This is a genomic window from Candidatus Enterococcus avicola (assembly GCF_047470845.1).
Lineage (GTDB): Bacteria > Bacillota > Bacilli > Lactobacillales > Enterococcaceae > Enterococcus_D > Enterococcus_D casseliflavus.
In genome coordinates this window covers 106,436-117,678 of record NZ_JBLGTY010000003.1, presented here as the reverse complement: position 1 = coordinate 117,678, position 11,243 = coordinate 106,436, and the positions used below count along the sequence as shown (strand labels likewise).

Annotated in this window: 9 protein-coding genes; 3 read left to right on the top strand and 6 right to left on the bottom strand. The window is 41.7% G+C overall.

All coding sequences use genetic code 11. From position 1 onward, the window contains the following. Position 1: 1 nt before the first annotated feature. From ACI3E5_RS04140 to trxB, 4 genes are all read right to left on the bottom strand, one after another. Entirely contained in the window at positions 2–1,252 is a 1,251-nt protein-coding gene (locus tag ACI3E5_RS04140) for a homoserine dehydrogenase (RefSeq protein WP_194185280.1), read from the bottom strand. A gap of 116 nt (positions 1,253–1,368) precedes the next feature. After that, a complete protein-coding gene (locus ACI3E5_RS04135) occupies positions 1,369–1,662 on the bottom strand; it encodes an ArsR/SmtB family transcription factor (RefSeq protein ID WP_005225828.1) in 294 nt (97 codons plus the stop codon). 247 nt (positions 1,663–1,909) lie between these two features. Next, positions 1,910–3,637 carry a phospho-sugar mutase gene (locus tag ACI3E5_RS04130; RefSeq protein ID WP_194185279.1) on the bottom strand — a complete coding sequence of 576 codons (1,728 nt, stop codon included), beginning with the start codon at positions 3,635–3,637 and terminating at the stop codon, positions 1,910–1,912. 147 nt (positions 3,638–3,784) lie between these two features. Then, positions 3,785–4,717, bottom strand: coding sequence for a thioredoxin-disulfide reductase (gene trxB, locus ACI3E5_RS04125; RefSeq protein WP_194185278.1), 933 nt, complete (start codon positions 4,715–4,717; stop codon positions 3,785–3,787). Between the two features lie 185 nt (positions 4,718–4,902). Here trxB and ACI3E5_RS04120 point away from each other — a divergent pair, with 185 nt between their 5' ends. After that, the gene (locus ACI3E5_RS04120) at positions 4,903–6,288 is read left to right on the top strand and encodes an MATE family efflux transporter (protein WP_498820854.1); all 1,386 of its coding nucleotides are present in this window, start codon (positions 4,903–4,905) and stop codon (positions 6,286–6,288) included. A 152-nt stretch (positions 6,289–6,440) separates the two neighbouring features. Continuing rightward, positions 6,441–6,911 (top strand): glutathione peroxidase, encoded by a 471-nt coding sequence (locus ACI3E5_RS04115; RefSeq protein WP_005225824.1) that lies wholly within the window; start codon positions 6,441–6,443, stop codon positions 6,909–6,911. Between the two features lie 236 nt (positions 6,912–7,147). Here the strand turns inward: ACI3E5_RS04115 and ACI3E5_RS04110 are convergent, their stop codons facing one another. Both ACI3E5_RS04110 and ACI3E5_RS04105 read right to left on the bottom strand, forming a co-directional pair. Next, entirely contained in the window at positions 7,148–8,581 is a 1,434-nt protein-coding gene (locus tag ACI3E5_RS04110) for a 6-phospho-beta-glucosidase (RefSeq protein ID WP_008378424.1), read from the bottom strand. Between the two features lie 20 nt (positions 8,582–8,601). After that, positions 8,602–9,993 carry a 6-phospho-beta-glucosidase gene (locus tag ACI3E5_RS04105; RefSeq protein WP_005225822.1) on the bottom strand — a complete coding sequence of 464 codons (1,392 nt, stop codon included), beginning with the start codon at positions 9,991–9,993 and terminating at the stop codon, positions 8,602–8,604. A 260-nt stretch (positions 9,994–10,253) separates the two neighbouring features. Here ACI3E5_RS04105 and ACI3E5_RS04100 point away from each other — a divergent pair, with 260 nt between their 5' ends. After that, positions 10,254–11,174 carry a MurR/RpiR family transcriptional regulator gene (locus tag ACI3E5_RS04100; RefSeq protein ID WP_498820851.1) on the top strand — a complete coding sequence of 307 codons (921 nt, stop codon included), beginning with the start codon at positions 10,254–10,256 and terminating at the stop codon, positions 11,172–11,174. The last annotated feature ends 69 nt before the right edge of the window (positions 11,175–11,243 follow it).

The window sequence follows — 11,243 nt, the reverse complement described above, 5'->3', positions numbered from 1 at the left end:
TTTATTCCTCCATGACTTTCATTATTTGTATGTCTTGTGCATCGGTATAAGTTGCGAGTTTTTCTGTTAACTCTTTTTCGCTCATTGGATTGGTGATTCCAGCTATTCGTTGGTCTGCTTCGTTGAACACCGTTTGCTCAAACGCAAACCATTCTGGAAGAGCGTTCCCTTTGATCTCTTGACTTGAAAAAGACACATAATGCCGGCTAGGCACTTCTTCTACAGATGCTAATGCTGTTTCTTTTTCAAAAGTTAGAAAAGGTTCAACGATCCCAAAGCTTTTATTTTTTGCTAAAACGGTCAAATCCGCTACCACGCTGGTGGCCGTCGGTCGTGATCCTGCTCCTGGTCCATAAACCATTGATTGATCGATGCCTTCACTCTCGATAAAAATGCCATTAAACTCGTTTTGGATCGTCGCTAACGCATGGTTTTTCGGCACTAATACAGGTCCAACTGACACAGTAAGGGAACCGTCAACTGTCTTTTGTGCTGCACCGATCAACTTCACTTCATAACCAAAGGCTTGTGCCTGCTTAATATCTGCCACAGCTAAGCCGCGGATGCCTTTTGTTGCCACATCAGCAACATGGATCGTTTTCCCAAAAGCAAATTTGGTCAGGATCACCATTTTATAGGCCGCATCGATACCGTCAACATCATTAGTAGGATCTGATTCGGCAAAACCTTTTGCTTGGGCTTGTGACAAAGCATCTTCATAGGTCATGCCATCTTCCGTCATTTTTGTCAGCATATAATTGGTCGTCCCATTGACGATACCAAAAATCCCTGTGATGGTATCAGGCAGATAGTGGGTGCTCAATGTACGCAAGATCGGAATGCCACCACCCACGCTGGCTTCATAATAAAGAGACACCCCGGCTTTTTCAGCGATTGCCAGCAGTTCAGGTCCATGGGTGGCAATCAAGTCTTTATTTGCCGTCACAACGTGCTTCTTATTTTCTAAAGCAGCTGAAATAAACGCTTTTGCCGGATTGATCTTCCCGATCAATTCCACAATTACGTCGATGGTCTCATCTTCAAACAACTCATTTGCCTCATTCGTCAACGCAAACCCGTACTTAGCCGCTAACGCAGACTTATCCTCGTAAGGCGAAGCTAATGCTTTTGTGATTTGCACACTGACTCCTGTGCGTGCCAGAATGGCTTCTTTTTGCTCTGCCAACACTTGGCATACCCCGCTGCCGACAACACCCATTCCTAATAATCCAATGTTCAATTGCTTACCCATAATGCCCCCTAACTGAAAACGTTATTAAAAACCGTTCATCTAATTTTAATATTTCCACTAGCATACCAAAAACAATAAGAAAAAACTAGGACTTTTGAGAAATTCTCGCCCTAGTTTTAACGGTGATGGATATGTTCGAATGTTTTTTGCAAAATATCCACAACATGTTTGTCATCAAGACTATAAAGGATGGTTTTTCCTTGTCTTTCCGACTTTACGATCCGATTATCTTTCAAAAGTTTCAGCTGATGAGAAACTGCTGATTGTTCCATATGTACTTGTTCTGCAATCGAAGTGACATTGCGCTCTCCTTCTTGAAGAGACAACAAAATTTTTAGTCTTGTGGGATCACTAAGCATTTTAAAAATCTGTGTTACTTGCTGAATTTCTTCTAGTTTCGGCGTAGTCATCGCGCCACATCCTCTCTTATTTCCTTTTGCATTTTAGCCCTTGATAGACAGCTTGTCAATCAATGCTCGACGATCAAGGAGAAGAAACGAGCTAAAAGACAAGAATAGATCCAAGCGTCAGAAAACTCCCTTTAGAAGCTTCGGTCCCTCAACACCTGTTTGCTGAGGGAAGCGAACGCTTCTTTTTCTACCACTCGGATCATTCAGTCAATTGCAATTTTTTTGATTATGAAGACATCAGATGACTTTATTCACCTGTGATTTCTTCGATCGCTGCTTGCAGATCAGCAATTTTTTGTTCTGCTGCTTCTGCCGTATCGCCTTTTACACCAATATAAAACTTGATTTTAGGTTCGGTCCCAGAAGGACGAACAGCAATCCAGCTTTCATCTTCCAAGGTGTATTTCAAAACATCAGAAGGCGGTGTGGTCATTTTTTGTTGGTGACCATCTAAGCCCACACGAGTCAACAATTTAAAGTCTTCTGTTTGCACGACAGGGGTTCCTGCGAAGACGGAAGGTGCTTTTTCACGGAAAGTCTTCATCAAGGCAGCAATCTTAGTTGCCCCTTCCATGCCGCTCATCGTTATAGAAATCGTTTTTTCTGCATAGTAGCCGTACTCTTCAAAAATATCTTGCAGACCATCATACAATGTTTTGTCTGATTGTTTGTAAAAAGCAGCCACTTCTGCTAATAAAACGAGCGCTTGGATCGCGTCCTTATCCCGTACGAATGGTTTAACTAAGTAGCCATAGCTTTCTTCAAAGCCAAACATGAAAGTTTGAGAATGGTCTGTTTCAAATTGTTGGATTTTTTCGGCAATAAATTTAAAGCCAGTTAAAACATTGATCATATCAACATCGTAGGATTTAGCGATCGCTGTTGGCAATTCACTAGAAACGATCGATTTTAAGACTGCTGCATTTTCTGGCAATGTTCCAGCTGTTTTATGGGCTTCTAGAATGTAACGGATCATCAATGCACCTAACTGGTTACCTGTCAAGACTTGGTAGTTGCCATCTGGCATTCTTACTGCAGCCCCTAAGCGATCGGCATCTGGATCTGTTGCGATCAATAGATCAGCACCTTCTTTTTCTCCTAAAGCAATCGCATATTCAAAGGCAGAGTGCTCTTCTGGATTCGGTGATTTTACTGTACTGAAGTTTGGATCAGCAACCGCTTGTGAGGGTTCAATAATGAATTGTTGGAAACCAGCTTGTTTCAACGCTTTCTCGCCAAGCATCCGCCCTGTTCCGTGAAGTGGTGTATAGACAAGTTTCAAATCTTTGCCCACCGTATCGATCAATTCTTGATCGATCGTGACTTCTTTGATTTCTTTCAGATAGGCAGTATCGATTTCTTCGCCAATAATAGAGATCAAGCCGCTGTTTTTGGCTTCTTCTTCACTTAATACAGGGATCTCCAACGGATTTTCAATTTCCCGAACAAATTTTGTCAATGCATCCGCATCTGCTGGTGGCATTTGCCCACCATCTTCCCCATATACTTTGTAGCCATTGTATTCGGCTGGATTGTGAGAAGCAGTGATCATGATTCCAGTAAAGGTTTTTAAGTAACGCACAGCAAAAGATAATTCTGGCGTCGGACGTAAGCTTTCAAAGACAAAGGCTGGAATATCATGTTTTGCCAATGTTTTTGCTGCTTCCATCGCGAACTCAGGTGAAAAATGACGGGAATCATAGGCAATCGCTACGCCACGACGTCTTGTATCGGGATCTTGTGTATCCATAAAGCGAGCCAAGCCTTCCGTTGCTTGACGAATCGTATAAATGTTCATCCGATTGATACCAGGTCCTAAAATCCCTCGCATGCCAGCAGTCCCAAATTCCAAAGGCATATAAAAAGCGTCTTCTAACATCGCAGGATCTGCTTCTAATGCGGTCAATTGTTCTTTTAATTGTGGATCTAAGTGTTCACTGTTTTTCCATTGATGAAATGTTTGTTCCCATGCCATAAAATAACCTCTCCTTTTTCCGTTAAAATGCTCTAAAATTAGTATAACACTACTTACAGATTTCTCAAAGAATAACCAAACAAAAAATAAAAAAAGCTGCTATCAAAAGTGATCGACACTTTAAAAATAACAGCTAATTCCATTAGATTATTTTGTTAATTGAGCATCCTTTTGTGTTTCAATAAAATCAAACACTTGTTGACCAGCAATACTGCCATCGCCGACTGCCGTCGTGATTTGACGCAAGCCTTTTTCACGAACATCGCCAACCGCGTAAACACCAGGAATTGAAGTTTCCATCTGATCATTTGTTAAGATCCAGCCAGCATCATTCGTGATACCGCTGGCTTTGAATGGTTCTGTCAACGGATCTAAACCAACATAGATAAAGACACCGCCAGCAGCTTCTTCTGTCACTTCATCCGTTTTTACGTTTCTGATTTGCACGCCAGTTACGACCATCTCATTGCCTTTGATTTCTTCCACAACAGAATCCCAAATAAAAGAGATTTTCTCGTTGGCAAATGCGCGGTCTTGGATGATTTTTTGTGCTCGTAATTCGTCACGACGGTGAACGATCGTTACTTCAGAAGCAAATTGCGTTAAGTAGATCGCTTCTTCGACTGCTGAGTCGCCTCCACCAACAACGATCAAGCGTTTGTTACGGAAAAAGGCACCGTCACAAACCGCACAGTATGAAACACCGCGTCCTGCGAATTCTTCTTCGCCTTTGACGCCTAACTTTCTATGTACACATCCTGTGGCAATGATGACTGTTTTCCCTTGATAGGTTTTGTCTTCGGTGGCAACTTCTTTAAACTCACCTTGATCCGTGATGCTTTGAACGATCCCATAGGCATTTTCAACACCAAATTTAATGGCACCTTCATACATTTTAAATGCTAATTCAGGGCCTAAGATTGATTCGAAGCCAGGATAGTTTTCAACCTCAGCCGTATTGTTCATTTGTCCGCCAGGTGCTCCACGTTCAATCATTAGTACTGATAAATTCGATCTTGACGCATAAAGCGCTGCTGTCATCCCCGCAGGGCCTGCGCCGATGATAATTACATCATACATATATTTCCCTCCAATTTGGACTACCCATACTTTACTTTCAAAAGCAAATTCTTTCAACTCATCTGCTTACAAAAAATAATAAGATATTCCTGCTTTTACTTTTGAAAATTACATTGACTTTCTTTTCAATTTTTGTAAAATTTTCAAGATACGTCTATTATATAGAAAATAAGGAGTCCTTACAATTGAATAAGAAAAAACTTTTAGGAAAATCAGACCGTGAACTGATTTTTCTCAGCTGGCCGATTTTTGTTGAGCTATTTTTGCGGGTCGTTATTGGGAATGTCAACGTTTGGATGATTTCTCATTATTCCGAGCCAGCAGTAGCGGCCGTCAGTGCTGCCAATCAACTATTGAATTTAACGGTCTTTATTTACGGTTTCATCACCGTGGGTACTCAGATCATTATCGCACAATTGATTGGTGCGAAAAAACGCGACCAGATACCGAAAGTCATCAATACCGCTCTTTTTGGGTCATTGTTCATCGGGATTTTGATCAGCTTGATGTTCCTTTTCGGCTCAACCTACCTTTTGCGATTCATGGGCTTAGATGCTGAATTAGTTGCTTTAGGTCATGGATACTTACAAGTATATGGCGGAAGTCTGTTCCTTTCATCGATCACGGCGGTCATAATTGCTGTCATGCGTAGCCACAGTTTCACAAAACCTGCGTTATTGGTACCGATGTTTGCTAGTATCCTAGCCGTCATTGGCAATTACTTTGTCTTATACAGCCCCTTTGGTTTACCGAATTTCGGTGTGACTGGATTGGCATTTTCTAGCGTCTTCGGTAATTCGATCGGTTTTCTAATTGCCGCCATGTTGCTGAAGAAACATGTGAATTTTTCTGTTTTATCTGCCCGTTTCTCGAATGTCTCTTGGGGCGTGATGAAAAACATTTTGACTTACGGATTGCCTTCTTCTGGCGAGTCTCTTTCCTATCAAGGAGCGCAAGTCGTAGTGACGATGATCGTGGCTCAACTTGGCGCAAGTGTCTTGATTGCAAAATCTTACGTAACAGCTATCACCCAATTTGTTTATTTGATCGCCTCCGCATTAAGTCAAGGAAACCAAATCATGATTGGACGCAATGTCGGTGCGGGTGAATTCGATCGTGCGCATCAGCGAGGCATGCGCACGATGGTGATCGGGATCATCGCCTCGGTAACGATCTGCTTATTGACCTATCTATTTATTGAACCGATCATGGGGATCTTTACTTCCAATACCGAAGTAATCGAGATTGCTAAAGGTGTCTTTTTAGTAGAGATCGTCTTAGAAACAGCGCGTGCAGTCAATATGATCCTAGTTGGTTCATTAAATGCAAGTGGTGACGTGAAGTTCCCATTGATCTGTAGCCTAATTGTTCTATGGGTCATCAGCTTACCGTTTTCCTACTCACTGGCCATCGTCTTTAAATTTGGCTTGATCGGTGTTTGGATCGCTTATGCCATTGACGAAGCATTGCGCAGCGTCTTAATGATCTATCGCTGGCATTCTGGGGTATGGAAAACTAAATCTGTCGTTCATCCACAAGAAGCAGAACCAGAAGTCTTACCAGAAGCATAATAAGAGTCCAGCGGTCCCAACGGCCGCTGGATTTTTTGTTTTTTATAAGAAATAAAATGCGCCAAGAAGTTTGCTTGGTTTTTTTGAAGACTTTGCTCTATACTTATCTCAGAAACTATCGACTATGATTTACATTAAAAGGAGCGTTTGCTATGTCAATCTATGACTACCAAGCAACATTAGAAAACGGCGAAACTTATTCGCTAGCAAACTACGAAGGTCAACCGCTGGTGATCGTCAATACAGCTACAAAGTGCGGGTTGAGCCCGCAGTTCAAAGAATTACAAAGTCTTTATGAAACCTATAAAGACCAAGGGTTGGTCGTTCTAGGGTTTCCTTCTGACCAGTTCAAACAAGAAGTCGGCTCAGCCGAAGAAGCCGCAGCCGCTTGCCGAACCACCTATGGTGTTGATTTTCCGATGCACAAGTTAACGGTGATCAATGGCAAAGACGCAGATCCCTTGTTTCGCTATTTGGAAGCAGAAGCACCGGGTACATTAGGCAAAGCCATTAAATGGAATTTCACGAAATTCTTGGTGGACCGCCAAGGTAAAGTCGTGGAGCGTTTTGCTCCACAAACCAATCCTCAAAAAATGATTCCAGAAATTGAAAAAGTTCTTTAAAAAATGGATAAAGGCGACCTTAAGGACAAAACATGTCATGCTTAAGGTCGCCTTTTTTTGTAATTGCTGCAACGCAAGCCTTTTACAGCACTCTCATTGTCGGTTATCAATAATCTCTGAACAGCCATTTCTACTTATTACAAATCATTCGTTTCAATAGTTTTTAAAAAGACTTTAAAAAAACTGCAGTCGATCTACTTAGATTTCTCTAAGGGATCAACTGCAGCTTCTTATAATTAGTTATTCGATAAATCTTCACCGTTTGAAGCAATCACTTGTTTGTACCAATCAAATGATTTTTTCTTTGTTCGTTTCAAGGTGCCGTTTCCTTCATTGTCACGGTCCACATAAATGAAACCATAGCGTTTTTTCATTTCACCTGTTCCAGCTGAAACTAAATCGATACAACCCCAAGTCGTGTAACCCAATAAGTCGACACCATCTTGTTCAACCGCATCTTTCATTGCTTGAATATGCTCTGCCAAGTATTGGATCCGGTAGTCATCTTCCACATAGCCATCTGCATCTGGTGTATCCACAGCTCCTAAGCCGTTTTCAACGATAAACAATGGTTTTTGGTAGCGATCATAAATGTCATTCATTGTGATGCGCAAACCAAGTGGATCAATCTGCCACCCCCACTCACTTGCTTCCAAGTATGGGTTTTTCACAGAGGCAAAAATATTGCCAGCCGTTTGTTCTAATAATTCAGCGTCCGTGGTTGATACGCGGGAAGAATAGTAAGAGAAGGAAATAAAGTCTACGGTGTGAGCTTTCAACAGCTCAAGGTCGCCTTCTTCCATTTTGATTTCGATCCCATTACGTTCCATTTCTTTCAGCGCATATTGTGGATATTCTCCACGTGATTGAACATCAATAAAGAAATAGTTTTCGCGATCTGCTTTGCGTGATTCCCAGACATCTTCTGGTTTGCTTGTATATGGATAGTATGCGCCAGCAGCTAACATACAGCCTACTTTGTTCTCAGGATCGACTTCATGAGCGATTTTCGTTGCGATCGCAGAGGCCAATAGCTCATGGTGAGCCGCTTGGTATTTCACTTGCTCAACGTTATCGCCTTCTTCAAAGTAAAGACCTGCTCCCATAAATGGCGCATGGAGAATCATGTTGATTTCGTTGAAGGTCAACCAGTATTTTACTAATCCTTTGTAACGGTTGAAAATCACGTTACACAAGTTTTCATAGAATCCGACCAATTCACGAGAACGCCATGCCCCGTATTTTTCAACTAAATGCATTGGGCAATCAAAGTGAGTGATCGTTACTAATGGTTCGATCCCATATTTGTGGCATTCTTTGAAAAGATCTTCATAGAACTTCAAGCCGTCTTCATTTGGTTCTGTTTCATCCCCTTTAGGGAAAATCCGACTCCAAGCGATCGACAAACGGTAGGTTTTAAAGCCCATTTCGCCAAATAGCGCGATGTCTTCTTTGTAGCGATGATACATATCGATCGCTTCTTTTGCTGGGTAGAAATGTTCGTCATCAAAATCGAACATTTTCATTTGACCAGTAATGACTGGAAAACGATCTTTGCCGATCGGTACCACGTCAACGTTTGCCAAGCCGCGTCCGCCTTCTTGGTAGCCTCCTTCACATTGATTGGCAGCTGTTGCGCCGCCCCATAAAAAGTCTTTTCTAAATGCCATGTTTCTTTCCTACTTTCTCTTTATTTAACTAGTTCGCGATCAAGTTCGCGGGCTACTTCATCTTGTACTTCTACGCCTTCTTTTTCAAGACGTGCGATCGTTTCCTTAAATTTAGGCAAGTGATCTTTGTGGGCAATAAACAGTTCGTCCATGACACGTTTTGCCGTATCACCTGATGGAACCAATGGGTTGATGGTGAAGGCTTGTAATGCGATATTGTAATCCCCCGTCACAGCTGCTTCGATCGTTAATAATTCCATTGCTTTCATTACCTGTAACCAACCTTTTTCAGCTGTCGGTAACTCACCAAAGGCAACATTTCTAGCCCCTTGTCCGCCAACGTAAGCTGTTACTTCGACTACGCAATCGGCAGGAAGATCTGGAACGGCGCCTTCATTTTTGGTTGAAACGACGATTTGGGTATTTTTATTAGCATAAATGGAAGCAATCGTTTCACACGCTGCATCTGAGTAGTAAGCACCACCACGTTTTTGCAGCTGTTCTGGTTTATGATCCAATTCAGGATCTTTGTACAACTCAAACAATTCGGCTTCGGTTTGTTTCACTTGCTGTGCGCGTGTACCGACAGTCTTGTACTCTTCGATCGCATGATTCAACATTTCTTCTTGACGATAGTAATAACGGTGATACCCGCAAGGAATCATCTTCATTTGTTCCAGCTGTTCTTTGTAAAATGGTACATCAAAGATATTCTTCGGTAAGCCATTGTCTTCTTCATACATTTTATCAATAATGTCCATCGTAACGTCATTGCCGTGGGAGTCGGTAACTTTGTGCCAGTGGAAGTGGTTCAATCCTGCAAATTTGTAAATCAATTCGTCAGGTTCTTTGCCAAGCAACGCAGGTTCAACCATCGTTGCCATGACAGGCACGTTACACAACCCGATGACTTTGTCCCATTTTCCGTAACGCACGATTGCTTCAGTCACCATACCACTTGGATTCGCAAAGTTGATCAACCAGGCATCGGGACACAAGCGTTTCATGTCTTCAACGATTTCAAGAATGATTGGAACCGTACGAAACGCTTTGAACATACCACCAGGGCCGTTGGTTTCTTGACCAATCATGCCGTAATAGGCAGGAATTCGTTCATCTTTGATACGGGCATTCAGCAATCCTACTCGGAATTGTGTCGTAACGAAATCAGCATCTTTTAATGCTTCTTCTCGATCCAATGTCATGTGGATTTTTACATCGTAGGGTGACGCATCCCACATCCGTTGTGCCATCGCACCAACGATTGCTAATTTTTCTTTTCCTGCTTCGATATCTACTAGCCAAATCTCACGAATCGGCAATTCTTCATAGCGTTTGATAAAGCCTTCCATTAACTCCGGGGTATAGCTGCTGCCGCCACCAATGGTTGCAATTTTAATTCCTTTTGTCATTGTATTGCTCCTTTGCTATTTTATTTACATTCTTATTATCATTCATAAAAACATTTGATTCAATGTAAATAGCATATTTAGAAAAAGCGTTTGCAAATCTCGTTTCTTCTTGCAGGTATTTTGTAAAAAAGATTTACAAAGAGCACCAAATAAGGAATAATGAGGATGTAAACGATTCGCTAGGTACTGAATAAAAACGAATTTCTGTAAAAAACATTTACAAATAATCATAAAAAAATGTAAAAAGGAGCATATATACCATGTTGTTACAAGAAAAAATGCGCCAAATCAAACTAGCACCCGCCGAACGATCGTTGATTGATTATTTATTAGCCAATCCGACCGCGATGGCGGATCAAACCATCAAGGAATTATCTGAAAAAACCTATGTTCATCCTTCTACTTTTATTCGGATCGCCAAAAAATTAGGCTTCAATGGTTGGCTCGACTTAAAAACGGCCTTTGTGGAAGAGCAAACTTATATGAGCAGCCATTTTACCGATGTGGATGCGAACTTTCCCTTCTCTTCCCATGACGGGATTATGACCATCGCCAAAAAGTTGGCAAAGCTTGAACAAACAACGATTGAAGATACGCTTTCCTTGATCCATCATGATGAATTACAAAAAGCGAAACAATCGTTGCTCAATGCCAACCATATCAGGATTTTCGCCAGCAATGCCAACACCTTGATTTCTCAAGACTTTGTTTTGAAGATACGGCGTTTAGGAAAAAGTATCCACGTCTGCGATACCTTCGGCGAAAGTGCCTATGAGGCATCCAACTGTACCTCCGATACGACCGCGATCTTGATTTCTTACACAGGTGAAAACAAAATGGTTAAAGAAATCGGTAAGATCCTCGCCGAACGGCAGGTCTCCATCATTGGGATGACCAGTATTGGCGAGAATGCGTTAGCGAAATTAAGCGATTGTGTCTTAAATATCACAACAAGAGAAAGGCTTTATTCAAAGATTGCGAATTTTACGATCAATACCTCGGTTTGCTACTTGCTAGATTTGTTGTATGCAGTCGTCTTTTCGGAACATTATGAGAAAAATCTGCAGCATTTGATCGATATTGGGATGGCGTATGATAAGCGCCCCACTTCATCAACGATAATCGCTGAACCAACCTATGATAAAAACCTTCATTATAAGGACTCACTGTTTCCCAATTAAATGACTGTCAAAAAGCGATCGCGCCTTCACGACCGATCGCTTTTATCCTTATATAGCAGTTTTGCAGGT

Coding starts and splice junctions, on each gene's coding strand:
- ACI3E5_RS04105 (WP_005225822.1), bottom strand. CDS start 9,993: ATGACAAAAGGAATTAAAATTGCAACCATTGGTGGCGGCAGCAGCTAT.
- trxB (WP_194185278.1), bottom strand. CDS start 4,717: ATGTATGATGTAATTATCATCGGCGCAGGCCCTGCGGGGATGACAGCA.
- ACI3E5_RS04110 (WP_008378424.1), bottom strand. CDS start 8,581: ATGGCATTTAGAAAAGACTTTTTATGGGGCGGCGCAACAGCTGCCAAT.
- ACI3E5_RS04135 (WP_005225828.1), bottom strand. CDS start 1,662: ATGACTACGCCGAAACTAGAAGAAATTCAGCAAGTAACACAGATTTTT.
- ACI3E5_RS04140 (WP_194185280.1), bottom strand. CDS start 1,252: ATGGGTAAGCAATTGAACATTGGATTATTAGGAATGGGTGTTGTCGGC.
- ACI3E5_RS04115 (WP_005225824.1), top strand. CDS start 6,441: ATGTCAATCTATGACTACCAAGCAACATTAGAAAACGGCGAAACTTAT.
- ACI3E5_RS04100 (WP_498820851.1), top strand. CDS start 10,254: ATGTTGTTACAAGAAAAAATGCGCCAAATCAAACTAGCACCCGCCGAA.
- ACI3E5_RS04130 (WP_194185279.1), bottom strand. CDS start 3,637: ATGGCATGGGAACAAACATTTCATCAATGGAAAAACAGTGAACACTTA.